Consider the following 25,007-nt stretch of genomic DNA (forward strand, 5'->3'; position numbering starts at 1 on the left):
GGGAGAAGATCATCAGGATTGAGGTGTCATCGGCCATCGAGCGCGCGCGCGACCGTGGCCAGCACGTCATCGACGCGGCGGTCCCAGGTTTGCGCCGCGACGGCGGCCACGCGCGCTTCGGCGGCGGCCTCGCTGTCCTCGGCCAGCGCCTGGTCGAGCGCGGCGAGGAAGCCTTCGCGGTCCTCGGCGATACGGACCCACTGCGCGAACTTCGCGATCTCGGGGTTGTACGTGCTCACCACCGGCTTGCCGGTGGCCAGGTACTCGCGCAGCTTCAGCGGATTGGCGTTGGCGACCTGGCGGTTCATCCGGTACGGGATGATCGCGGCATCGAAGGCCTTCGCCCACGTCGGCAGCGTGGCATAAGGTTGCGGCCCGGCGAGGCGCACGTTGGGCAGTGCGCGCAGCGCCGATACGTCGGCAGCGGCATGGCCGACCAGCAGAAAGCTCCATTGCGGCCGCGCCTGCGCCAGCCAGGCGATCAGTTCGATGTCGATCCACTCGTGCAGCGAGCCGATGTAGCCGATCACCGGTGCGGCCAGCCCGCGCGCACCGTCGGCGACAGGCGTTTCCGGCGCGCGCGCGGTGAGGAACAGGTCCAGGTCCACGCCGTGCGGCGCATAGATGGTGGTCGGGTTGAGCGCCTGCTTGGCCGGCAGCAGAGCCGGCGGCGCGACGAACAGCTGGTCCGCCGCCCGGCTCAGCGCCTCGTCGCGACGGCCGATCAGTTCGGTGTCCACGCCGGGATGGGCGGCGTAATCGTCGATGCAGTAGTACACGCAGAAATCCTCGCCGAGACGATGCGCGAGGAACCCCGGGTGCGGCACCACGAACCACGAGAGGTACCGGCCGATGCCCGCCAGGCGCAGCGCGCGGCGCACGGCCCAGCGGCTGAAGACGCGATTGAAGGCATCCACGCCGGGAATGCGGCGGAACGGCAACTGTGGCACGGTGCAGTGCCACAGGCCGTCGCGTACCTGCACCGGTGGCCTGAGCGCGGCCGTCAACTTGCGCCACGCCCGCCTGAGGTCGCGCCCCGAGGTGGTGGGTGCGCGCATGCCGGGCGAATCCACGTACAGCACGGGCAGGCGCTGCGCCAGACGGGTGGCGACGTGATGGCTGCTGGTGCGGTTCTCCGCGTTCCAGTCGTTGCCGAAATACACCACGCCGCGCCCCTGCAGGGCGGTCGAGGGGTCACTCATCGCGCCACCAGCCGATCAGCCAGGCGGTGCCGCCATGATGGATCCAGGTCTTCTGCAGGCCGGGGATGGCCTCCACGTGGGGGCCCACGCGTCCGCAAGCCGGCGCGAAGAACGTCACCAGGCCGCAACGGCCCAGATGGCGCATGCGCGCGATGGTCGCGGCGGGGTCGCTCAGGTAGTAAAGCACCTCGCAGGCGGTGACCAGGTCGAAGCGGTGACGCTCCTCGCCCCAGGGCTGCTGGAACAGATCGACCGCGGCGAAATGGGCCTGGGGCAGGCGCACGCGGGCGCGCTCGATGGCGGCCGGACTGACATCCAGCCCGTACTGCTCATCGCTGAGCCGCGCCAGGTACTGCGTCTGGTGGGCTTCGCCGCAGCCGATCTCCAGTACCGAGCCCACGTGGCCGAAGGCCTGTTCGACGACCCTGTTGGTGGCCTCGAAGCGCGCGCGCTCCATGGGCGACTCCATGTTCCAGGGGTCCGGCATGCGGTAGGCCAGCTCCAGCCGCGCGTGGTTGTCGTTGCCACCGACCCCGCGCAATGCGTACTTCATCCACAGACGGCGCTGGGCTTTCCTCAGCAATCGGGCGGTATCGCTCCACATTCCGCTTTCCCCTTTCCCTGTTGTGCTTCAACTGCAATCCGACGCGCCACGCGGGCCTTCGGCCACCTGGTGCGCCGAATCCCGTCCTGTCTGCAGCGGGTGTGCCGGCGCGCTGTACCAGCCACTGACCTTGCCGCACTCGAAGTCGACCCACGACGGCCCGTACTGCCAGCGTGCGGGGTGCTCGACGGTAGGGTGCCCGAGGATGCGGCGTGCCTGCTCCGTATCCATGCCCAGCTCCAACTGCCTGGAGGGGCGTGGCATCCAGGCCGCGGCGGCGCTGTCGCCGGGTCCGGTCGGATCCAGGGTGGGAATGGAGGTGCGGTGCGCGCCCAGCCAGTACAGCAACGCCGCGACCAGCGCGCCGGCCAGCAGATAGCGCCGGCGTCCTCGCGGGGGCGATGGCGCTTCGGTATCCGCCATCCAGGCCGCATCGTGCCGGTGGGACGAGGCCGTGGCGTGCGGAGGCCGTGGGGGCACCGACGCACCAGGAAGACGGCCGTGCAGGCGATGGAAATCGAGGGTGGCTTCGTACATCCGGTTGAGGCGCTGCAGCCGCGGCAGGTCCGAGTCATCACCCTGCATGTCCGGGTGCAGGGCGGCCACGCGACGGCGGTAGGCCTGCTTGAATGCGTCCATGCCGCACTCGGCGTCCAGCCCCAGTTCTTCGTACATGCTGACGAAGTCGGTATCTTCCGACATTGGTGGCGCGCCCCTGTTTCGCCGTCGGCGCCTGTCCGGCGCGTGGTGTCCGCTTTACCTGCAATACGCGATCCGTGGGCCGATCCGGCCAGCCGCGGCACTGGCCGCGCCCGCGCCCTTTTCGCGTATACCCCTGCACAGGCAAGGTTGCCGAACATGCGGAAGATGATGACCAGGGGATCATCGGTGAGCGTCGCGGCGCGCGTAGGACGCCGCCAGTTGCTGGCACGCTGGTGCCATCGGCTGGGCGCGCTGCCATTGCTGAAGCGGGTGAGGCCGGCCGCGCGCGGTGAAGCGCGCGTGCTGGCGTACCACCGCGTGCTGGAGTCCGCCGAACCGCAGGACTTCAGCTTCGACCCCGAGCTGATCAGCGCGTCCGCCGAGGCGTTTCGCGAACAGATGCGCCATCTGAAGGCGCACTTCGTGCCGATGCGTTTCGACGAGGTGCTGGACCACCAGCAGCGGGGCGTGCCGCTGCCGGCCGGTGCGGTCCTGGTGACCTTCGACGACGGCTACGACGACAACTACCGGGTCGCGTTCCCGATCCTGCGCGAGCTGGGCATGTCGGCCATGTTCTTCGTCTCCACCGGGCACATCGACTCGGGCCGGCCGTATGCGTACGACTGGCTTGTGCACATGCTGTGCTCGGTCCCCGCGGGCGAGCGCCTGCACGTGCCCGAGCTGGACATCGACTGGCGCATCGAGGCGGCACTGCCGGAACGCCGGCGGCAGGCAGCCGACCTGCTGTACCGGGTGAAGCTGCTGGACGACGACATGCAGGCGGACCTCGTCTCGCGGCTGGAAGCGGACTGGGGCATCCTGCGCGCGGGCGGACACCCGGACTGCCGGCCGATGACCTGGGACCAGCTGCGCGAGATGCAGCGCGGCGGCATGGAGATCGGTTCGCATGGCGTGGACCACCGCATGCTGGCCAAGCTGTCGCCGGGGCGCATGGTGGACGAGGTGCGCGGGTCCAAGCAGGCGCTGGAGCGGGAGCTGGGCGTGCCGGCGCGGGTCATCTCGTACCCGGTGGGCGGGCCCGACGCCTTCAATCACGATACGGTGCAGGCGGTGCGCGAGGCGGGGTTCGACCTGGCGTGCAGCTACGTGGCCGGTGTAAGCCGTCCTGGCCCGCGCACGCAGTACGCGCTGCCACGGCTGCCGGTGGAGCGGCACATGGACATGCCGTGGTTCCAGGCGATGATGGCGATGCCGGAACTGTTCACCTACGCCTCGCGATTGCGAACGGGTTGAGGCAGGGGAGCGACAGGGGACATGTTCTATTTCTTGTTGGTGTACCTGGTGCTGGTGCTGATCCGGCCCCAGGACTATCCCGCGGTGGCCGAATCGCCCGGGCCGCCGCTGCAGTCGATCGCGCTGGTGCTGGCGGCCGGCCTGTGGATGTTCTCGCAGCGCAAGTCGTTCAACCAGCCGCAGTACCTGCTGATTCCGGCGTTCCTGCTGGTGGCCATGGTCTCCAAGGTGGTGAACGGCTGGGCGGGAGGCGCGCTGTTCGTGTTCTTCGTGTTCGCGCCGGTGCTGCTGGCCTACGTGCTGCTCGCCAACGCCGTGGACACGCGCGCGCGCCTGCAGGCGGCAATGGGGGTGTTCGTGATCTGCGCCTCGGTGCTGGCGGTGCACGGCATCGAGCAGGCCAGCACGGGCATCGGCTGGACGGGGGTGGAACTGTCGCAGGGCACGCGCATCCAGTACGTCGGCATCTTCAATGATCCCAACGACCTGGGCATGCTGTTCGTGATGTGCCTGCCGATGGCGTTCTACCTGAGCAGCCGCGGTGGCTGGCTGGGCCTGAAGCGCCTGTTCTGGTGGACGGCCATCGTGCTGCTGGTGTGGGGCTGCTACCTGACCAACTCGCGTGGCACGCTGCTGGCGCTGGTGGCCATGCTGGGCGTCTATGTGTGGCGCACCCGCGGCGTGGTGATGGCCGCCCTGATGGGCGTGGGGGCGCTGGGCGGACTGATGATGCTGCCCTCGCGCCTGCAGGAGATGGAAGTCTCCGAGGCGTCGGCCATGGGGCGCGTGGAGTCCTGGTACGAAGGCATCCAGATGTTCATCGGCAGTCCGGTGTTCGGCATCGGCGCCGGCGGCTACTCGGACCTGCACGAACTGACCGCACACAACTCCTTCGTCCTGGTGCTGGCCGAGACCGGCATCGTGGGCTTCACGATCTGGCTGGCCATCGTGGGCTATTGCTTCCGCATGATGCTGGCCATCGTGGACCGCGGCGACGATATCATCGAAGACGTTCCGCTGGAGGTGCCCGACGAGGTGGCCCTGCGCGACTGGAAGGCGGACAAGGCGCTGAGCCTGTGCCTGCTGCTGTCGCTGACTGGCTTCTTCACCGCGGCGTTCTTCCTCAGCCGCAGCTATGTGGTCATCCTGTACCTGCTGGTCGCGCTGGTCGTGGGCCACTACACGCGGATGCGGGCCACGTATCCCAGCCTGCCGGTGTTCTCCCTCGAGAAGGATCTCATCCGCTGGCCTTCCTACGCCGTAATCGGCGTTATTGGGCTGTACCTGACCGTGAAGGTCCTTCTGGCCCTGGCATGAACGATCGCTCGCGCACGCTCAGCAACACGTTCTTCTCCTCGGTGGGCATGTACACCGAGTACGTGCTGGGCATGCTCACGTCGATCATCATCGCCCGCCACCTGGGCCCCGACGGCTTCGGTACCTACAGCCTGGTGATCTGGCTGGTGGCGGTCGGCGTGGCCACCACCAACTCCGGCACGGCCAGTGCGGCCATCAAGTTCGTGGCCGAGCTGCGCGGCGCCGGCCACCTGGAACAGATCCCGTACGTGCTGAGCTACCTGCGCAAGGCGCAGCGCGTGTTCATGCTGTTCGTGCTGGCCGGAGGCGCGGCACTGTTCATCTTCGCGGGCGACCATGTCGCGCCCGGAATGAACCATGTGATGCTGCTCGGCTTCCTGGTGGTAGGCGTGGTCCTGCGCTCGTCCTACATGTTCAACATCGGCGTGGCGAAGGGGTTCGAGAACTTCCGGGCGACCGCGATCGTCGCGCTGGTCTCGACCCCGATCAACCTGCTGCTGGTGATCGCGGCGTGGCAGCTGGATGCGCCGGTGGAGTGGTTGCTGGCGGTGTTCTCACTGTCGGGCATCGTGTTCTACGTGGTGTCGCTGCGGCAGATCCGTCCCTTGCTGCCGCCGCGCCGCGCCGGCGTCGTGCTGCCCCCGGCGCTGCGCGCCAGGATGGGCCATCACATGCGCTGGACGGCGCTGACGGTGTCGGTGAGCTTCCTGGTGGCCAGCGAGGTGGAGGTGATGTTCCTCAACCTGTACGCCGACAGCCACGACGCGGGCCAGTTCAAGGTCGCCTACCAGCTGGCCGTGGGCGCGGCGGCGCTGGTGCCGGGCGTGTTCGGTGCGCTGCTGCTGCCGATGATGGCGGGCGCACTGAGCCAGGGCAGGGAGGTGGCCGCGCGGCGCTTCGTCGGCACCACCCACTACCTGGCCTTGCTGGCGACGCCGCTGATGGCGTTCGGCCTGGTGTTCGGGAACGACGTGATCCACCTGCTGTACGGACGCGAGTACTGGGCGGCCGGCCCGTTGTTCTCCGCGTGCCTGTTCGCGACCTGCGTGACGACCATGACGCAGGGGGCTTCCAGCCTGCTGGTCAGTGCGGACCGTCAGCGGAGCATCCTGGTGCTGGTGGTGATGTGCGGCGTGCTCAAACTGGCGCTGGACGCCGTGCTGATTGCCCATTACGCACTGGTGGGCGCGGTGGTCGCCTACCTGACCGTGGCCCTGGTCAACGCCACGGCCTACCTCTCGCTGGCGATCCGGATCAGCCATGCGCGGCCCGCCTGGGGCGCGCTGGGACGGGTGGCGCTGGCCGGCGCGCTGGCGGCCGTACTGGCCTGGCCGCTGCGCGGCCACCTCGTGCCTTGGGCGGCGGTGTCGTTGGGTGGCGTGCTGCTGGTGCTGTCGTATGCACTGTTCACGCTGGTACTGCGTTGCTGGAGTCGCGACGACATCGAGCATCTGCAGCTGTTGCATCGGCGGTTCGCCGCCGGCCGGCCGCGCGCAGGCGCACGGTTGCTTGCCTGGGCGCATGCACGCGCAGGGGAGAACGCATGATGGCCGGCCTGTACGAACCGCTGTTCCGCCACGTGCTGTTCCCCGCCTACGAGTCGGGGCTGCGCCGCCGCAAGACGCTGGCCTACCTGCGGGAGTACGAGCGGCAGCAGTGGCTGGATCCGGAGCAGATCGATGCGCTGCAGTGGCGAAAGCTGCAGGTTCTGCTGCGCCATTGCTGGGACCATGTGCCGTACTACCGGCAGACGTGGTCGGCGCTGGGCATCGCCTCGCCCGAGGACATCCGCGACCGTGCGCACTTCGCACGCCTGCCCGTGCTGGACAAGCCCACCATCCGGGCGAACTTCGACCGCCTGATCGCCGACACCCATCGCGCGGACCTTCTCTACAAGACCACGGGCGGCTCCACCGGAGAGCCCCTGAAGTTCGGCTATACCCGGGAAAGCTACGAGCGCCGGGTGGCGGTCATGTGGCGGGGGTATGGCTGGGCCGGCGCGCGCCTCGGGCAACGGACGCTGTATCTGTGGGGCACGCCGCTGGGCGCGCAGAAGCGCAAGGAACGCCTCTTCCACGGCGCGTTCAATCGCCGCATGCTCAACGCCTTCGACATGGACCGCGCGCGGATCGCCGAGTACGCCGATGCGATCGACCGTTTCCGTCCCGAGACCATCGTGTCCTACGTGGCGCCGATCGTGGAAATGGCGGACTGGCTGACCGCCAGCGGCCGGCGCGTGCATGCGCCCGCGCGTATCCTCGGTGCGGCCGAAGCCTTGCACGCGTCGCAGAAGCAGCGCATCGAGCAGGCCTTCGGTGCGCCGGCGTTCAACACCTATGGTTGTCGCGAGTTCATGCTGATCGCCGCCGAGTGCGAGCACCGCGACGGCCTGCACGTGAACGCCGACCACCTGGTAGTGGAGTTGGGGCACGGCGAAGGCGCTGGCGCGGATGGTCCGCGCGAGCTGGTCGTCAGCGATCTGCACAACTACGGCATGCCGCTGTTGCGCTACGTCAACGGCGACCTGGCCACGCCGGGGCACGGGCGTTGCGCCTGCGGGCGCGGGTTGCCGCGGCTGGCCAGCGTGGACGGGCGCAAGCTGGACGCCCTGCGCACCCCGGACGGCCGCTTCGTGCCTGGCGAGTACGTGGTGTACGCCTTTCTCTCTGCGACCGGCATCCGCCGCTACCAGGTGGTGCAGAAGCGCCTGGATGCGTTCGAGATCCTGGTCGTGCCGGACGAAGGGTTCGACCCGGGCGTCATCGAGCGGGTGCGCGGCGAATTGATGAAGGTGGTGGGCGACAGCGTGGCGCTGGAATTCCGCATGACGGACGAGATTCCGCTGACGCCCAGCGGGAAGCAACGTGTCACCGTGTCTGAGCTGGGGGGTTAGGAAAAGCGTGGAGATCGTGCATGTCGTCGAGAACCTGGATCGCGGTGGCCTTGAACGCACCGTGGTGGACCTGATCGCGAGCCAGCGCGATGCGGGCCATGAGTGCCGGGTGATTTGTCTGTTCAAGCTGGGGTTGCTGGCCAGGGAGCTGCTGGCCAATGGCGTACGCGTGGACGCCTGCGGAAAGCGTCCCGGGCTGGACCTGCGCGCGCTGCGGCGCGCGCGCGCACTGATCCGCCAGTCGCCCGATGCGGTGATCCACACCCATAACGCGATGGCGCATTACTACGCCGTGCTCGCCTCCGTCGGCCTGCCGGTGAAATGCAGGATCAACACACGCCACGGCATGGGGGGGCGCATCCGGAGCGGCCGGCAGGAATGGCTGTACCGGCAGAGCCTGCGCGGCACCGACTATGCGGTCGCCGTGTGCGAGGCGGCGCGCCAGCGCTTTGCCGCCGACGGTATGCGTCCGCGGCGCGCGTTGCTGTCGGTGCCCAACGGCATCCGCCTGGAGCGCTTCCGGCCCGCCGACGACGTGGCGCGCCAGTCGCTTGTCGCCGAATTGGGATTGCCGACCGGCAGCCGCATCATCGGTACCGTGGGCCGGCTGCAGCCGGTGAAGGACCACGCCCTGCTGCTGCGCGCGTTCGCGAAGGTGAGGGTGCAGGTGCCTGAGGCGGCGCTGGTGATCGTGGGCGACGGCCCCCTGCGTGCTGCGCTGGAGGCCCAGGCCGAGCAGGCGGGGCTGTCCGATGCGGTGCGCTTCATGGGCGACCGTCATGACGTGCCGCGGTTGTTGACCGGCATGGAGGTCTTCGCCTTGACCTCGACGAGCGAGGGGTATTCGGTCGCCTTGCTGGAAGCGTGCGCATCGTCGCTGCCGATCGTGGCGACCGACGTGGGGGGCAACCGCGAAATCGTCCGCCATGGCGTCAACGGAAGGCTGGTGCCGTCGGGCGACGCCGCCGCCATCGCGACCGCGCTGATCGCCCTGCTCCGCGGCGGCGAACAGGCCGCCGCCATGGGGCGGGCAGGTTACGCCTGGGCCCAGGCGGAAGCCTCGTTCCGCACCATGGCCGAGCGCTACCACGGCCTCTACGATGTCTCGTCCGACCTGTCCTCGGCGGCGATGGCGCTGCAAGGCCGCGTATCATGAACGCACCGCTTCATGCGTCGAACGCATCGCCATGAATCCGCGCCCGCGCCGACTGAGAGTGTTGCGCTTCCTGCCGAACGGCTGGCTGATGACGTCCGGCCCGACGGACGCGGCGCGCAGCCTGTATCTCACCTTCGACGATGGCCCCCATCCCGACCACACCCCCGCCCTGCTGGACCTGCTGGCGGAGCATGGTGCCAAGGCCAGCTTCTTCCTGGTCGGGCGCGAGGTGGAGCGCCACGATGCACTGGCGCGCCGCATCGCGTCGGAAGGGCATACGCTGGGCAACCATTCCTATTCGCACCCGCGCTTCGAAGCGCTGACGCTGGACGAGCAGCTGGAAGAGATCGAACGCACCCAGCGCCTGCTCACCGGCATCGATGGCCGCCCGCGGCATGCATTCCGGCCTCCGCGCGGCGTGCTGACGGCGGCGATGCTGGCCAGCCTGGTGCGTCGGCGCCAGCGCATCGACTACTGGTCCTACGACAGCCTGGACTACAGCCGCCGGCCGGTGCCGGACTTACTCGAGACGATCCGGCGCCATCCGCCGCGCGGTGGCGACATCGTCCTGATGCACGACGACAGCGAACACTCGCTGGAACTGCTGCGTGCGCTGGTCCCCGCGTGGATCGCACAGGGATTCTCGCTGCGCGCGTTGCCGCACCTCCGCTGAATGTCCTTCCTGTGGCCGGTGTGGTGCCCTCGCCGCGTTCTCGATGGTGACGGGTGTATCGGCGCATGCCGACGGGACGAAGGGGAGGCGCGTGGACATTCTGGTGTGGGCGGCTGCGGCGGTGGTCGCGATCCTCGCGATGGCGGTGGTGGCGGTATGGGCGCTGCTGCGGTCGCGCAACATGGAGATATGGATCGGCAGTTACCTGCGCCGTCCACGGGTGACCGCCACGCCGGGCCCGGTGCACGTGATGTTCTGCTTCGTCGATCACTTCGAGCCCATGTGGCACGGCGCGGACGAAGCCACGCAGCGGCAGCGCGTCGATCGCTGGTGCCGCGACTATCGCGCGCTGGCGGCGCGGCACCGCGATGCGGATGGGCGTCCGCCTCAGCACAGCTTCTTCTACCCCGAGGAAGAGTACGTGCCGGAGTATCTCGACAAGCTGTCGGCGCTGTGCGCCGAAGGCTATGGCGAGATCGAGGTGCACCTGCACCACGACAACGACACCGAAGCCAACTTCCGCGAAGGCATGTCGCGCTTCTGCCGCGTGCTGCACGAGCGGCACGGTGCGCTGCCGCGCGATCCAGCGACGGGCGAACTGCGGTTCGGCTTCATCCACGGCAACTGGTGCCTGGACAACTCGCGGCCGGACGGACGCTGGTGCGGCCTGGACAACGAACTCATCCTGCTGCGCGAGCTGGGTTGCTATGCAGATTTCACGCTGCCGTCCGCGCCCAGCGATACGCAGACCCGCACGATCAACAGCATCTACTACGCGACCGACGACCCGGAGGCGCCGAAGTCGCACGATACCGGCGTGCCGGTGCGCGTAGGCGGGCAGGCCAGCGGCGACCTGATGCTGATCCAGGGGCCGCTGGGGCTGAACTGGAAGGACCGCCGCATGGGCCTGGTGCCGCGCATCGAGAACGCCGACGTCCGTGGCGGGCAGCCGCCGACCCCGCAGCGCGTGGATGCATGGGTGCGGGCTGGCGTGCACGTGCAGGGTCGCCCCGAGTGGGTGTTCGTGAAGATCCACACCCATGGCACCCAGGAAGGCGACATGGATACGCTGCTGGGTCCTCCGGTGGACGCGATGCACGACTATCTGGAGTCGGCGTACAACGATGGCCAGCGCTACGTGCTGCACTATGTGAGCGCGCGCGAGGCCTACAACATCGTGAAGGCTGCCGAGGCGGGCATGCAGGGCAATCCCGGCGACTACCGCGATTTCCACCTGCCGCCACCCCGCGCATCGTGGGCGGGTGGGCGTCAGGCGCAGGCCGCGGCATGAATCCCGTTGCGCCCTTGCCGGAACCGGATGCGACGCTGGTCAGCGTGGTGATGCCGGTCTACAACGCACAGGCGACCATGGCGCGTTCGATCGACTCGGTGCTCGCACAGACGCACCGGCAGCTGGAACTGATCCTGGTGGACGACGGCTCGCGCGACGGCTCGGCCGCGATCATGGACGCCTACGCCGCATGCGATGCGCGCGTGGTGGCGGTGCGCCAAGCCAACGGTGGCGTCGCCGCCGCGCGCAATCGCGGCCTGCTGGAAGCGCGCGGCACGCACGTAGCCTTCCTGGACAGCGACGACTGGTGGGAGCCGGAAAAACTGGCGCTGCAGCTGGCGCACATGGCGCGTACCGGCGCGCGTGTCTGCTACACCGCGTACCAGCGCGTGGCCGAGGACGGCCGCGCGCTGGGGCAGGTGGTGCCCCCCGAACGGGTGGACTACGCCGGCATGCTCTACAGCAACCGCATCGGCAACCTCACCGGCATCTACGCGCGCTCGCTGGGCGATGCCGCGTTCCAGAAGACGGGGCACGAAGATTACGTATTCTGGCTGGACCGGGTACGCCGTGCCGGTCACGCCGAACGGGTGCCGGAGACGCGTCCGCTGGCGTACTACCTGGTGCGGGGAGGCTCGGTATCGGCCAACAAGTTGCGCGCCGCCGGCTGGCAATGGCGCATCTACCGGAATGTGGAACGACTGACGCTGCCGCGGTCGGCGTGGTGCATGCTGCATTACGTGGCCCATGCGCTGCTCAAGCGGAACCCCCTTTCAAGGCCCGTCTGACGTGTCGTCTTCTTCCTCCATGAATTTCGGCGACTATGCCGTGGTGATTCCCGCCTACCGGGCCGCAGGTACGCTTGCGCATGCACTGGACAGCGTGATGGCCCAGACGCTGCCGCCACGCCAGGTGGTGGTGGTGGACGACGGCTCGCCTGATGGCGATGAGCTGGCGCGCATCGTCGCCGGCTACCGGGACAAGGCCACGCTGGTACGGCAAGCCAACGCGGGACCTGCGGCGGCGCGCAACGCCGGTGTGCGCGCCACATCGACGGCCTGGGTGGCGTTCCTGGACGCGGACGACAGTTGGCTGCCGCACAAGATGAGGGCGCAGATGGCGCTGGCGGCGGACCCGCGTGTCGGTCTGGTACATGGCGGGGCGCGCGAGGACCGCACGGCGCTGCCCGTGGACATGGATTTCGAGCTGCTGTGGCGGAGCAACCGGATCTGCACGTCGATGAGCGTGGTCAGGCGCGAGGCGTTCGATACGCTGGGCGGGTTCTTCGATGGGGGCGAACTGATCGGCGCGGAGGATTACAGCCTGTGGCTGCGCATCGCGCACGCCGGCTGGAAGGTGCGCGCCTGCCCCATGCTGGTGGGCCACTACACGCCGGCGCAGGGTAGCCTGACCAGCCGCATCGAGCGATGCGCGGCCGCGGAGATACTCAACGCACGGATGCTGGGCGACATGCTTTCGCTGCCCGCGGCGATGGTGCGCTGGAAGGTGCGGGCGATCCGCACCGATTTCGCGCGCCATCTGATCCACGCACGCAGGCTGCGCCCGGCGCGGCGGCTGCTGGCGCCGGCGCTGTGCGAGCGCCCCACGCTGGAGCGCATCGGCCTGATGTCGATCAGCTGCCTGCCGGTGCAGGTCCTCGACGCGCGCCGCCGCCTGCGGATGCGCGGGCGGCGGCGCGTGCGGATTCCCTGAAGCGCGGGATCAGATCTCGCTCAGTTCCACCACGTAACCCGTGGTGCCGCCCTGCACGTCGATGCGATAGCGCGCGCCGTCCTCGACGTACTTGCCGGTGCTGAAGTTGCTGTTGATGGTGGCGTTGGCCGGTTCCAGCACGCGCACGCGCAGGCGGCCGGCGGTGGCTTCGCGACTGTTCACCAGGGTGGGCGCGACCGGTACGTTCACCTGGAAGGTGGCCGTGGTGCCGCTGGTGATGGAGAACGTGTCGCGGACGGTCAGGCGGCGATTGGCGAAACTGAAATTGCGCCGCCAGTTCGTCACCGCGTCGGCGTTGCAGAACGCCGGTGTCAGGTTGGCATCGGCCGTGAATGCGCCGCCGCTCCCCGGCGTGACCGTGAGCGTCGAGGCGCGGGTGGTGGATTCGCACTGGCGCGCCACGGTGCCGTTGCGCACGAAGCGCACCAGGTTGTGCACGTCGGTGCCCTGATTGATGCCGCTATGGCTCCAGATGTTCGCGGTGACGGCCAGCCAGTCGCCGGAGAACAGGGTGAACGAGCCCTGGTCCTGATGGGCGTGGCTTTCGTTGTACGGTCCGGCGACGATCGCCACCCACATCGCGTCGCGCGTCCAACCCGTACGCGCAAACAGATGGCCGGTGCCGCGCGCGTGGTAGATCAGGTCCGTGGGCGGGGAGGCGGTGGTGCCCGCGGGCAGCAGGTCGTAACGGTAGTTGAACCCCGATCCCATGCGCGCGATCGAGATGTTGTTCAGCCACCAGGTCGCCTGGTTCTGGATCAGGGGATTGGTGTTGACCGAACGGGCCTCGAGCACGAGGCGGCGGTGGTAGTCGTACAGATCGGGCACCGAACTGCGTGCCTGGTCGCCGATGGGCGCGAAGCGGTCCATCGTCGGCACGGTGGCATGGATCCAGTACGGGATGCTGTCGGACGCATGGCTGCTGGCGTTGGCCAGGTCCATGCCCGTGGCGTCGCGCCAGATGCGGTACAGCGAGAACAGGCGCATGTGCGAGGTGCCGTAACCGGTCCCCTCGCTGCTGCCGCCGCCGGGCAGGCGCGCGAAATAGGCCTGCAGGGCCGCCAGCTTGTTGTCGCGCAGGAAGTTGAACCAGGTGCTGTTGCCGCTGGCCAGCGCCCAGTACATCGTCGCTTCGACGAAGCTGTAGTAATAGTTGTTGCCGGGATTGTTGATGGACCAGCCGGACCACGGATGGCTGCGGCCGCCCCATTGGGCGTTGTTGTAGTTCCAGACGTTCCACACCGCCTGTTCGGCGTAGGCGGACCAGCGCGTGCGCTGGCTGGCGGTGATGCTGCCCGCGCAGACGGTCATGGTGTAGGCCAGGTCCGAGATCATCGGCCCCACTTCCAGGTACGAGTCGCCTGCCACGGCGGGCCGGCCGCCACCGGCAATCGCCGCTTCCGCGGCGGTGACCTGCTCCTCGACCATCTGGATGGCCAGCGTGCAGTACCTGGCTTCGGGCGAGAGCTGGTACATCAGGGCGGCTTCGGCCGCGCTGAAGCCATAGCCGCGGTTGCCGGCGACGGCGGCATCGACCCATCCCTTGAAGCGCGTGTAGGCGGCCGAACTCTTGTCGACCGGCGGAACCGGCATGGGCAGGTTCACCAGGCGGGGGCGCGAGGAATTGGAACTGACCCGGCCGCCGCTGCTCAGCACCGGGCTGCTGTCGATGCCGTTGACCGGCAGACCGATGCCTGGGCTACCCCCCGACAGCGCGCTGCCGCTACCGCTCGGGAGTGGGACGCCGCCACGCTCGCGTGCCCGGCGTGCGGCTTTGACCGACGCCGTGGTGCGGGTCCAGAAGCGGATGACATGGTCGCGACCGGTGTCGCGCAGGGCCGCAACACCGTCTTCGGCGCGGTCCCAGGCGTCGGAGGCGAAGACCTGGGCGCGCTGGCCGAACAGGCCGCCCGCGGCGCTGGCAGCGGTCAGGGTGGTGAGTGCGGCGGTGCCCAGGATCAGGGCAAGCGGGAGCCGGCGGGTGGAGCGGGGGGAGGCGGACGGGCGCGACAAGGGGGTTCTCCTGGCAAGAAAACCGCGCACGAACACCATGGAAGACGACAGCCCTGAGGCTGGTGGCTACCCGCTGCAGCGCCCCCTCGCTACATGCGATCCGCGCAACGGCGGGCGGATCATAACGTGGGGCCTTCAGGCAAACGGACGCCCTGGGTCACAGAAATGCGTGGCGGTTCAGCCTGCGGCAGGGGAGTTCACGGGAGTGTGACGGCCCGCTCGTCGGCTCCGGCGGCGTGGGGTGGCGCCGGGGAGAGCCTTATTTTTCGCTGAGTTCGACGGAGTAACCGTTCTGGCCGCCGGCCACGTCCACCCGCCACCCGCGACGGAATTCCTGGGGGTCCTCGTCGCTCCACGCATGGACGCTCAAGGTCGCGGAGGCCGGTTCCAGCACGCGGATGCGCAGGCGGCCGGCGGTGGCTTCGTTGCCCTGGATCACGGGACGCTCGGGCACGTTGACCTGGAAGATGGCGCGGGTGCCTGCGCCCAGGCGGAAATCGTCCTTCACCCGCAGCGTGCGGCCGGCGAAGTCGATGCGCCGCTGCCAGGACTGCAGGGCAGGGTTGTCGCGATAGACCGGCGTCAGGTCGGCCACCGCCGTGACCCCGCCGTCCGCACGCGGCGTGACCGTCAACCGCGCGCGCGATTGCGGCGTTTCGCACTGGTGCACCACCACATCGCCACGGGGTGCCGCGCATTGCCGCGCCTCCGGGTCGGCGCGCTCGAACCGCACCACGTTGTGGACCGGCGTGCCCTGCTGGATGCCGCTGTGGCTCCAGATGTTCTCGGTCACCGCCAGCCAGTCGCGCGCGAACAGAGTGAAGCCGCCCTGTTCCTGGTGCGCATGGCTTTCGTTGTACGGCCCCGCCACGAAGGACAGCCACATGGCGTCCTTGCCCCAGTCGCTGCGCGCGAACAGATGCCCCGCGCCCTCGGCCAGGTAGACCAGCGCCGACGGCGGGGTGCCGCCGGTGCCGGCGGGCAGCAGGTCGTACCGGCTGTTGAAGCCCTGCGTCATCCTCGGCACGGAAATACTGTCCAGCCACCACGAGGCCATCGAACGCGCCTCCTCGTCCGTCGTCAGCTGGCGCGCCTCGAGCACCAGGCGGCGGTGGTAATCGAACAGTTCCGGCACGGAGTTGCGCGACTGGTCGCCGATCGGGGCGAAGCGGTCCAGGGTGGGGACCGTGGCATGCACCCAGTAGGGAATGCTGTCGCGCGCATGCGTGCTGGCGGCGGCGAGATCCTCGCCGGTGCTGTCCTTCCACAGGCGATACAGACCGAACAGGCGCATCTGCGCGGCGCCATAGCCCGTGCCTTCCCGGCTGCCGCCACCCGGCAGCCCGGTGTAGTAGGCCTTCAGCGGCGGCAGGCGGCGCGTGCGCAGGTCGTCCATCCAGGACCGGCTGCCGCTCACCAGTGCCCAGTACATCGTCGCCTCGATGAAACTGTAGTAGTAGTTGTTGCCGGGGTTGTCCACCGACCAGCCTGTCCACGCGTGCGCCCGCCCCCCCCATTGCGCGCGCGGATGGTTCCAGACGTTCCACACCGCCTGTTCCGCATAGGACGACCAGCGGCGCTTCTGCGTCGCGTCGATGGTGGTGCGGCAGGCGTGCAGGGTCATCGCGAGATCCGCGATGCGGGGACCGACTTCCAAATACGAATCGCCCGCGATCGCAGGACGCGCACCGGTCGCGATGGCGGCTTCGGCCTCGGCCACCTCCTTCTCCACCATCCGCACGGCGAGGTCGCAGTACTTGTCGCCGCCGCTGAGCAGGAACATCAAGGCGGCATCGCTGGCGCTGAAGGCGTAGCCGGGACTGCCCGCGACGGCCGCATCCACCCAGCTGCGGAAGCGGGCGTACGCGGGCGACTTGCGGTCGACGAAGGCCAGGTCGATCTTCAGCAGGTCGGCGCCGGACTGTTCCGGCGACGCGGGAGCGGACGCCGTCGGGGGTGCCGCAGCCGGCGGCGCGGCCGTCGGGGAGGGGGAGGTCGTTTCGGGGGCGTCGGCGGATCCGCAGTGTCCGATGGCCGCCGCGAGCAGGGCCAGGACGAGCAGGACCGCACTGGGAATGCCATGCGTCCGCAGGGTGGAAGGTTTGGCGCGCATGCCGGACCCCTCAGCGGTTGGAATAGGCGACGCTCAGATAGACGATGTTCTGCGAAACGTCCTGGCCCGCGTCGGTGCTGTCGCGCTTGTAGCGTTCGGCATGCAGGCGCGCGGTCCAGCGTGGCGCCCAGTGGTAGGCCAGGCTCGCGCCCACGCGCGAGGTCTCGTCCTCGCGGCCGAGCTGCGTGTAGTCCAGCCGTTCCCACGTGGCGTAGGTGCCCAGCGTCAGCGAGCGCCGCACCAGCCAGTGCAGGTCGAAGCGCGCGCCGCGGGTCTTCTGGTCGAACTCGTCCGAGTCCACATAGTCGCGCCTCTGCATGTACGGCGCGACCGACAGGTTCAGGCGGGTCCCGGTGAAGCGGTAGCCCAGGTCGATGCCGCGCACCTCGTAGGGCGAGGCGTTGACCACCGCGTCGCCGGTCAGCACGTTCTCGGGGATCGTGGCTTCGGACTGGATCCCGGTCAGGGCGTCCGTCGCGGTGTCGGAGAACTGGCTGGACAGGGCGATGTTCAGCTGCGAGCGCGGCGACAGGTTCCATTCGGCATCCGCGCGCATCAGGGGTTCAGAGCGCGACTCGCCCTGGCGATAGTCGATGCGCGAATAGCCGAGGTCGGCGCCCAGCTCGAAGTTGGCCAGCGTGCGCACGTAGCGCCCGTAGAGGTCGTAGCGGTTGTAGTCGCGCGCCACGATGTCGTCGTCGAAGTCGACGCGCTGCGCCTGCAGGTTGAGCGACACCCGGCTGGTCGGCGACAGTTCCTTGATCGTGCGGATCGCACCGGCCAGGCGCTGCGAGTTGAACTCGTCCGTGACTTCCGCATCGCTGAGCACATAGCGCAGCTCCGCCTGGCCGTGCAGCGAGGGCGTCCAGTTGAACAGCAGTGTGGGGCCGGCGGAGAACACGTTCACCTGCTGGCGGTTGCCGGGGCCGTCCGGGACCAGCGAATCGACCGGCTGCACCGTCAGGTTGTCTTCCACCAGGAAGAACAGGCGCTCCGGTATGGCCACCCAGTTGAGGCGGCCGGACAACGTGCCGTCGACGGTGTCGGCGAAGATGTCGTCTTCGTAGTCGCGGTACTCCGCGCGGCCATCGAGGTTCAGCTGCAGGGCGGAGACGTTCTCGGTGATGCTGAAGCCCAGACCCGCGCGCAGATAGCGCTGCGCGATCGGATCGACCGGCGCCATGGTCACGTTGCTGTTCCGCTCCATGCCCAGGTCCACGGTGTAGTCCACCCGGGCGGCGAGCGCGTGGCCCGGCAGCGTGGCCAGGACCGCGGCGGCGATGAGGGAGATGCGTAGTGGATGGGTGCGCATGCCGCTGCTCCTTGGCCGCCCTACGGGATTTCGTTGAACACCACGCCGGCCACCTTGTCGGCAGGAAAACTGCCGACGGCCTTCTCCAGCTTCTCCGGCGTGACCTTGCCGTAGCCGGCCACCAGCACCACCAGGTCGGCGAGTTCGGACAGGATGCGCGCGTCCGGCGAGCCCAGCACCGAGGGACTGTCCAGGATCAGGTAGCGATCCGGGTAGCGGCTGCGCAGCGAGTCCACCATCGCGCGCATGCGGAACGCACTGAAGGCTTCGCCCGTGGTCTCGCGCTGGCGGCCACTGGGAATCAGCCGCAGGCGCGGCACGCCGGTGCGGTAGATGATACGGCCCAGGTCGGCGTCGCTGTCGCCCAGGTAGTCCATCAGGCCGCCATGGCTGGCGTCCACGCCCAGGGCGGTGTGCTGCGAGGGATGCAGGGCATCGCAGTCGACCAGCAGAGCACTCTTGGCATCGTCGAAAGCGAACGCCGTGGCCAGGTTGCGGGCCACGAAGCTGCCGCCGCAGCCGTTGCTGACCGGCGCCACCAAGGTGACGAAATTGCGCTCGCCTCCCAGCGCCAGCAGGCGGGTACGCAGTTCGCGGAACGCATCGGCCTGCTCGCGGACGGAATCGTTGCGATGGATGACGCGCCGTTCTTCCAGTTCGCGCGGCGTCAAAGCGGTGGGTTCGTCCATCAACGCCAGCGAGCGCGAAGTGTCGGTGCGATGGGGAACACCATGCAGTCGTTCGTTGTCCGGGGTCACGGGCTTTTCCAGGGTGGCATAGGAGGTCATGGCGGCGGTCTCAGGCGGCAAGCTGCTTGAGGCCGAACGCCAGCCCGTACGCGAGGATGACCAGCGTCAGGATGCCGAAACTCATCGCGTTGCGGCTGAGTTCCTGTCGGCGGTCGCGCGGCGAATGGTAGGTCGGCACCACGGTGAGCAGGGGCCGGTCGGTGATGCGCTGCAGCTGCTGGGCCGAGCGGATGCGCGGATCGAAGCGGGCGCGCAGGAACAGCAGGCCCAGCGGGATACCCACCGCCATCAGCAGACCGCCGATGGCGAAGTGCATGAAGCGCAGGCCCGTCGGCCGCAACGGCATGGTGGCGGGATCCTGCACGCGCAGGGTCAGGCCACGCTCCTCGCGGTCCAGCTGCATGGAGACGCGCGCGTTCTCGCGCCGGCGCAGCAGGTCCTGGTAGATGTCGCGGTTGACTTCGTAGTCGCGGGTCAGCTCGGCCAGCGCGCTCTCCGAATCGGCGATGCGGCGGCTGCGGTTCAATTCTTCATTGAGCATGGACTCGGCGATCGCCATGCGCGAGGCGGTCGCGGCCACTTCGCGCCGGGTCTGCGCCTGCTGGCTGCGCAGTTCCTGGTAGAGCGGGTTCATCTGCGCCTCGTCGAAGGGGCTGGCACCCTGCGGCGCGGCGGCGCGGCGGGTCTGCTCGTTGGCCATGGCCTGCTGCAGGTCGGCCATCTGGTGGCGCACGCGCACCACGTCCGGATGCTGCTCGGTGTAGTTCAGCAGCAGGCGGTCCAGCTGGCCCTGCAGCTCGAGCAACTGCGCGCGATACAGGCTTTCGCGCGTCTGCACCGCGGTCACCGCCGACTCGCCGGACAGCTGCGAGGCGATCGCGTTCTCGCGCGAACGCTGCTCCAGCAGCGCCATGCGCGTCTGTTCCACCGTCGTGCGCAGCGAGCTGATGCGCGTGTTGGCGTCGGTGGCGCTGCCGGGCTGGGCGTCGGTGTTGTCCGAACGGTACTGGCGCAGGCGTTCCTCGGCCTCCAGCAGCTTGGCGTGGTAGTCCTGCACCTGCTTGTCGATGAACTCGTAGGCCTCGCGGCTCTCGCGTTCCTTGGCCGCCAGGCTCTCCTTGATGAACATGTCGCCCAGGCGTTCGGTGACCTCATAGGTGCGCTTGGCGTCGCTGTCGCGGTAGGTGATCTGGATCAGGTTCGGGCGCGGGCTGGTGATCGCGATGCGGCCCTTGATCTGCTCCATCAGGCGGTCCTGCTCGATGGCGCTGGGCTTGTCGTCCAGCCAGCCGCCGGTCTTCAGCGCATCTTCCAGCACCTTGCGGCTGTAGATCACCTGGCGCGCGATGCCGGCGCGGTCGACGACCTCGGTGGCCACGGCGCGGCCTTCCAGCAGGGGCTGGATGATGTCGCTCTCCTGCGCCAGGATCGTGGTGGAGGCGGTGTAGTTCTTCGGCAGCACCAGCAGGCCCACCACCAGGGTCAGCAGCGCCACGGCGGCGAAGATGCCGACCAGCGCGACCCGATGGCGACGCGCCTCGCGGATCAGGATGGGCACCAGGTCGTTGGGAGAAAGCGCAGCGGAAGGTGCCGCCGGCGCGGAATAGCCGCGCCGCGCGGGAAGGTTGCTCTGGCTCATCAGAAGGTACGCTCGGGGACCGTGATGACGTCGCCGGGCGACACGGTGTAGTTGGTGCTCAGGTCGCCGCGGTTGAGGATGCGGTCCAGCCGCACCGCGTAGGTCTGCGTCTGCTCGGCGTTCTTGCGGTGCAGGTCGGAGCGGTCGGCGGCGGCGAATTCGGTGATGCCGCCGGCGGCCAGGACGGCATCCAGGACCGTCATGCCGGGACGGTACGGCAGCGAGACCGGTTGCCGCACGGCGCCGGTGACGCGGACGCGGGACAGGTATTCATGGCTGCGCAGGTCGGTCAGGATGACCGCCACCTGCGGGTCTCGCACGTAGGTGGCCAGCCGCTCCTGGATGTCCTTGGCGACCTCGCCGGGGGTACGGCCGCCTGCGGCCACATCGCCCACCAGCGGCACGGAGATCATGCCGTCGGGGCGGACCGGCACGGTGATGCCGAGCTCCGGATTGCGCCACACCGACACCTGCACGATGTCGTCCACGCCGATGTGGTACGCATCGGTGCCCAGCGTGGTGGTGGCCGGTGGCGGTGCTTCGCTGCCGGACGACGTGGCGCATGCGGCCAGCAGCAGGGACAGGACGGTGACGGCAAGGCCGGCAAAGGCGCGTTTCATCGGAGGATCCCCTGGAGTTGCTCGATGCCGGTAACAACGGCGGCAACGGCGGGATCCGGCCATCCCCGGATGCCTGCGAGGCACCCGGTGCGCGACTCAGACCGCGTAGAACGCGCGGTACCACTCGACGAAGCGGCGCACGCCCGTTTCGATGGGCGTGGCCGGCGAGTAGCCGGTATCGCGGCGCAGGGCTTCGACGTCGGCCTCGGTATCGGGCACGTCGCCCGGTTGCAGGGGTAGCAGGCGCTTTTCCGCCTTGCGGCCCAGGCAGTCCTCCAGCACCTCGATGTAGCGCAGCAGCTGCACGGGCTGGTGGTTGCCGATGTTGTACACGCGGTAGGGCGCCAGCGAACTGGCCGGCGTGGGCGCCAGCGGATCGTAGGCCGGATCGGGTCCCGGCACGCGGTCCAGGGTGCGGATCACACCCTCAACGATGTCGTCGATGTAGGTGAAGTCGCGGGTGTGATGACCGTGATTGAACACGTCGATGGGCTCGCCCGCGAGGATCTTCTTCGTGAACAGGAACAGCGCCATGTCCGGCCGGCCCCACGGGCCGTACACGGTGAAGAAGCGCAGCCCGGTGGTGGGCAGGCCGAACAGGTGGCTGTACGTGTGCGCCATCAGCTCGTTGGCCTTCTTGCTGGCGGCGTACAGGCTGACCGGATGGTCCACGCTGTCTTCCACTGCGAACGGCAGCTTGCGGTTGGCGCCGTAGACCGAACTGGACGAGGCGTAGACCAGGTGCTCGATGCCGCGGTGCCGGCACGCCTCCAGGATGTTCAGGAAGCCGACGATGTTGCTGTCGATGTAGGCGTGCGGATTCTCCAGCGAGTACCGCACGCCGGCCTGCGCGGCCAGGTTGACCACGCGCTGCGGCCTGAAGTCGTCGAATGCGGCCTCCAGCGCCGCGCGGTCCTCCAGCGAGGCGCGCACTAAGCTGAAACCGTCCTGCGGCATCAGCCGGGCGAGCCGGGCCTCCTTCAGCGCGGGGTCGTAATACGCGTTCAGGTTGTCGTAGCCCAGCACTTCATCGCCCCGTGCGAGCAGGCGCTCGCTCAGGTGGGAGCCGATGAAGCCGGCGGCGCCGGTGACCAGTACGCGCATCAGGTACTCCTGGAGGAGGAAGGAATCACAGGCAGTCGTCGACCGCGTGTCGGGGCAGGGTGCGCTTCACGTCGAAGACCACCGCGCCCGGCTTGCCGAACCCGCGGATGCCGTCGGCGCCGCGTTCGCTGAACTGCCGGTGCGCCACCGCGAGGATGACCGCATCGTACTGGCCCGCCTGGGGTTCCGCCACCAGATCCAACCCGTACTCGTGTTTCGCCTCGTCGGCGCTAACCCATGGATCGTGAACGTCGACCTGCGCGTTGTAGCTGCGCAGCTCGGCCACGATGTCGACCACGCGCGTATTGCGCACGTCGGGGCAGTTCTCCTTGAACGCCAGTCCCAGCACCAGCACCTTCGCGCCTGCGGTAGGCAGGTTGCGGCGCGCCATCAGCTTGGCCACGCGGCGCGCCACGTGGCTGCCCATGCCGTCGTTGATGCGGCGCCCGGCCAGGATCACGTCGGGGTGGTAGCCGATCTGCTGCGCCTTGTGGGTCAGGTAGTACGGGTCCACGCCGATGCAGTGGCCGCCGACCAGGCCCGGGCGGAAGGGCAGGAAATTCCACTTGGTGCCCGCGGCTTCCAGCACCTCGTGGGTATCGATGCCCAGGCGGTGGAAGATCAGCGCCAGTTCGTTGATCAGGGCGATGTTGACGTCGCGCTGGGTGTTCTCGATGACCTTGGCCGCTTCGGCCACCCGGATGCTGCTGGCCTTGTGCGTGCCGGCGGTGATGATGCTGCCGTACAGCGCGTCCACGAAATCGGCCACCTCCGGCGTGGAGCCGGAGGTGACTTTCATGATGGTTTCCAGTCGGTGCTGCTTGTCGCCCGGATTGATACGCTCCGGGCTGTAGCCGGCGTAGAAATCCTGGTTGAAGCGCAGACCGGATTCGCGTTCGATGATCGGCACGCACGCTTCTTCGGTGGCGCCGGGATACACGGTCGATTCGAAGATCGCCACGCCGCCCTTGCCGATGGCGCGGCCTACCGTGCGGCTGGCCGACTCCAGCGGGCGCAGGTCCGGGCGCTTGTAGTCGTCGATGGGCGTGGGCACGGTGACGATGAAGACGTTGCAGCCGGCCAGCGCCGCCGGGTCGTCGCTGAAGTCGAGCAGTGGGGTGTCGCGCAGCTCATCGGCGGACACTTCCAGGGTGTGGTCCCGGTGTTGGCGCAGCTCGGACACGCGCGTGGCATTGATGTCGAAGCCGAGCGTGGGGAACTTGCGGCCGAACGCGACCGCCAGCGGCAGCCCGACGTACCCCAGTCCGATCACGGCGATCCTGGCCTGGTCCAGGGTGGGCAATGGAGCATTCATCGATGTGGGGTTCCCCTGTGTGTCGCGTGTCGAAGAGTCTATACGCAGGCATGGCCCGGACGTTCCCGTTCCCGACCTGGCATCGAGCCGATCAACGTGCAAAGCATGCGCCTCAGGACACCGGATGCGGATTGGCCTGATCCCGCCACGACCTGCGTAACAGCGGATGATCGCCCGCCCGGATGGCGGGGCGACCTGCGACCGGGGGAGTCGAGATGCGGATCCTGCTGTGCGGCGGCGCCGGTTACATCGGCGCGCACACTTACGTGGTGCTCGTGGAACGCGGCCACGATGTCGTGGTGGCCGACAATTTCAGCAACAGCTCGCCGGGCGTGCTGGCCCGCCTACGGCAGATCACCGGGCGTCCAGTGCCTTTCCAGCCGCTGGACCTGCGGGACCGGGATGCGGTGACGGGATTCTTCGCCCACCAGGCCTTCGATGCCGTGGTGCACTTCGCGGCGCTGAAATCGGTGGGCGAGTCGTGCGAACGCCCGCTGGACTATTTCCACAACAACATCGGCGGCACGTTGAACCTGCTTCACGGCATGCGCGAGGCCGGCGTCGACCGACTGGTGTTCAGTTCGTCGGCCACCGTCTACGGCGATCCGGAACGCGTGCCCGTGCGCGAGGATGCGCGCCTGCAGGTGACCAATCCCTATGGGCGCACGAAGCTGGTGATGGAAGAGCTGATCGGCGACCTGTGCCGCAGCGATGCCGGGTTCCACGCCGCCAACCTGCGCTATTTCAACCCGGTGGGCGCCCACGCGTCCGGGCTGATCGGCGAGGATCCTACCGGCATCCCCAACAACCTGATGCCGTACATCTGCCAGGTGGCGGTGGGGCGGCGCGACCGCCTGAGCGTGTACGGGGCCGACTGGCCTACCGTCGATGGCACCGGCGTGCGCGACTACATCCACGTGATGGACCTGGCGCGCGCGCATGCCGATGCGTTGGATTTCCTGGTGCGCGAACGCCGCAGCCTCACGGTCAACCTGGGCACGGGGCAGGGGGTCAGCGTGCTGCAGCTGGTGGAGGCGTTCGCCCAGGCTGCGGCGCGCAGGATTCCGTACCAGGTGGTGGCGCGGCGTCCCGGCGACGTGGCCGAGGTCTACGCCGACCCCTCACTGGCCGAGCGTACACTGGGATGGCGCGCCGAACTGGGCATCGAGGCCATGTGCCGCGACGCCTGGCGCTGGCAGTCGCAGAACCCGCAGGGCTACCCCATGGCATGAGGGTTCACCGGTATGGAGGGCGGCGCCGGCAGGTACCGCGACGCCACGCCGCGGGCTGGCGGCGCGCGTGCGATTGGCCGAGAA

Annotated in this window: 21 protein-coding genes; 10 read left to right on the forward strand and 11 right to left on the reverse strand. The window is 68.7% G+C overall.

Annotated features, from left to right (window positions below):
- Nucleotides 1-26: 26 nt before the first annotated feature.
- Genes V8246_RS13135 through V8246_RS13145 form a run of 3 tightly spaced genes read right to left on the reverse strand, consistent with a single transcriptional unit; the run spans nt 27 to nt 2,508 of the window.
- A complete protein-coding gene (locus tag V8246_RS13135; RefSeq protein ID WP_336189598.1) occupies nt 27-1,202 on the reverse strand; it encodes a glycosyltransferase in 1,176 nt (391 codons plus the stop codon).
- Nucleotides 1,195-1,806 carry a class I SAM-dependent methyltransferase gene (locus V8246_RS13140; RefSeq protein ID WP_336189599.1) on the reverse strand — a complete coding sequence of 204 codons (612 nt, stop codon included), beginning with the start codon at nt 1,804-1,806 and terminating at the stop codon, nt 1,195-1,197. The genes V8246_RS13135 and V8246_RS13140 overlap by 8 nt, the downstream gene beginning before the upstream one ends.
- Before the next feature lie 27 nt (nt 1,807-1,833).
- Nucleotides 1,834-2,508: a J domain-containing protein gene (locus tag V8246_RS13145; protein ID WP_336189600.1), complete on the reverse strand. Its 675-nt coding sequence runs from the start codon at nt 2,506-2,508 to the stop codon at nt 1,834-1,836.
- Between the two features lie 186 nt (nt 2,509-2,694).
- Here V8246_RS13145 and V8246_RS13150 point away from each other — a divergent pair, with 186 nt between their 5' ends.
- The 9 genes from V8246_RS13150 (at nt 2,695) to V8246_RS13190 (ending at nt 12,805) form a co-directional block, all read left to right on the forward strand.
- Nucleotides 2,695-3,762 (forward strand): polysaccharide deacetylase family protein, encoded by a 1,068-nt coding sequence (locus tag V8246_RS13150; RefSeq protein WP_336189601.1) that lies wholly within the window; start codon nt 2,695-2,697, stop codon nt 3,760-3,762.
- Nucleotides 3,763-3,783: 21 nt separating this feature from the next.
- Complete coding sequence (locus V8246_RS13155; protein WP_336189602.1) at nt 3,784-5,079, forward strand: O-antigen ligase family protein; 1,296 nt, start codon at nt 3,784-3,786, stop codon at nt 5,077-5,079.
- Nucleotides 5,076-6,626 (forward strand): oligosaccharide flippase family protein, encoded by a 1,551-nt coding sequence (locus tag V8246_RS13160; protein WP_336189604.1) that lies wholly within the window; start codon nt 5,076-5,078, stop codon nt 6,624-6,626. Before V8246_RS13155 ends, V8246_RS13160 begins: the two co-directional genes overlap by 4 nt.
- On the forward strand, nt 6,623-7,972 hold the full coding sequence (locus V8246_RS13165; RefSeq protein ID WP_336189605.1) for a phenylacetate--CoA ligase family protein: 1,350 nt from the start codon (nt 6,623-6,625) through the stop codon (nt 7,970-7,972). The genes V8246_RS13160 and V8246_RS13165 overlap by 4 nt, the downstream gene beginning before the upstream one ends.
- A 7-nt stretch (nt 7,973-7,979) precedes the next feature.
- Nucleotides 7,980-9,128 (forward strand): glycosyltransferase, encoded by a 1,149-nt coding sequence (locus V8246_RS13170; RefSeq protein ID WP_336189606.1) that lies wholly within the window; start codon nt 7,980-7,982, stop codon nt 9,126-9,128.
- 31 nt (nt 9,129-9,159) lie between these two features.
- Nucleotides 9,160-9,801 carry a polysaccharide deacetylase family protein gene (locus V8246_RS13175; protein WP_336189607.1) on the forward strand — a complete coding sequence of 214 codons (642 nt, stop codon included), beginning with the start codon at nt 9,160-9,162 and terminating at the stop codon, nt 9,799-9,801.
- Between the two features lie 91 nt (nt 9,802-9,892).
- Entirely contained in the window at nt 9,893-11,092 is a 1,200-nt protein-coding gene (locus V8246_RS13180; protein WP_336189608.1) for a hypothetical protein, read from the forward strand.
- Nucleotides 11,089-11,880 (forward strand): glycosyltransferase family 2 protein, encoded by a 792-nt coding sequence (locus V8246_RS13185; protein ID WP_336189609.1) that lies wholly within the window; start codon nt 11,089-11,091, stop codon nt 11,878-11,880. Before V8246_RS13180 ends, V8246_RS13185 begins: the two co-directional genes overlap by 4 nt.
- Before the next feature lie 19 nt (nt 11,881-11,899).
- Nucleotides 11,900-12,805 carry a glycosyltransferase family A protein gene (locus V8246_RS13190; RefSeq protein WP_336189610.1) on the forward strand — a complete coding sequence of 302 codons (906 nt, stop codon included), beginning with the start codon at nt 11,900-11,902 and terminating at the stop codon, nt 12,803-12,805.
- A gap of 9 nt (nt 12,806-12,814) precedes the next feature.
- On the opposite strand, the gene V8246_RS13195 is transcribed toward V8246_RS13190, so the two are convergent.
- The 8 genes from V8246_RS13195 to V8246_RS13230 form a co-directional block, all read right to left on the reverse strand.
- Entirely contained in the window at nt 12,815-14,839 is a 2,025-nt protein-coding gene (locus V8246_RS13195; protein ID WP_336189612.1) for a heparinase II/III family protein, read from the reverse strand.
- Between the two features lie 259 nt (nt 14,840-15,098).
- Nucleotides 15,099-16,952 carry a hypothetical protein gene (locus tag V8246_RS13200; RefSeq protein ID WP_336189613.1) on the reverse strand — a complete coding sequence of 618 codons (1,854 nt, stop codon included), beginning with the start codon at nt 16,950-16,952 and terminating at the stop codon, nt 15,099-15,101.
- 10 nt (nt 16,953-16,962) lie between these two features.
- Entirely contained in the window at nt 16,963-18,264 is a 1,302-nt protein-coding gene (locus tag V8246_RS13205) for an outer membrane beta-barrel protein (RefSeq protein WP_336189614.1), read from the reverse strand.
- A 20-nt stretch (nt 18,265-18,284) separates the two neighbouring features.
- Nucleotides 18,285-19,052: a polysaccharide biosynthesis protein gene (locus tag V8246_RS13210; RefSeq protein WP_162110902.1), complete on the reverse strand. Its 768-nt coding sequence runs from the start codon at nt 19,050-19,052 to the stop codon at nt 18,285-18,287.
- Between the two features lie 10 nt (nt 19,053-19,062).
- On the reverse strand, nt 19,063-20,652 hold the full coding sequence (locus V8246_RS13215; RefSeq protein ID WP_336189615.1) for an XrtA system polysaccharide chain length determinant: 1,590 nt from the start codon (nt 20,650-20,652) through the stop codon (nt 19,063-19,065).
- Nucleotides 20,652-21,272, reverse strand: a complete 621-nt coding sequence (locus V8246_RS13220) for an XrtA/PEP-CTERM system exopolysaccharide export protein (protein WP_313222137.1) — start codon at nt 21,270-21,272, stop codon at nt 20,652-20,654. Before V8246_RS13220 ends, V8246_RS13215 begins: the two co-directional genes overlap by 1 nt.
- Nucleotides 21,273-21,368: 96 nt before the next feature.
- Complete coding sequence (locus V8246_RS13225; RefSeq protein WP_336189616.1) at nt 21,369-22,376, reverse strand: NAD-dependent epimerase; 1,008 nt, start codon at nt 22,374-22,376, stop codon at nt 21,369-21,371.
- 25 nt (nt 22,377-22,401) lie between these two features.
- Entirely contained in the window at nt 22,402-23,691 is a 1,290-nt protein-coding gene (locus V8246_RS13230) for a nucleotide sugar dehydrogenase (protein WP_336189617.1), read from the reverse strand.
- Between the two features lie 215 nt (nt 23,692-23,906).
- Between V8246_RS13230 and galE the strand changes: the two genes are divergently transcribed.
- Nucleotides 23,907-24,923 (forward strand): UDP-glucose 4-epimerase GalE, encoded by a 1,017-nt coding sequence (galE, locus tag V8246_RS13235; RefSeq protein WP_336189618.1) that lies wholly within the window; start codon nt 23,907-23,909, stop codon nt 24,921-24,923.
- Nucleotides 24,924-25,007 lie beyond the last annotated feature (84 nt).

The organism is Pseudoxanthomonas sp. F11, assembly GCF_037046485.1.
Taxonomy (GTDB): Bacteria; Pseudomonadota; Gammaproteobacteria; order Xanthomonadales; family Xanthomonadaceae; genus Pseudoxanthomonas_A.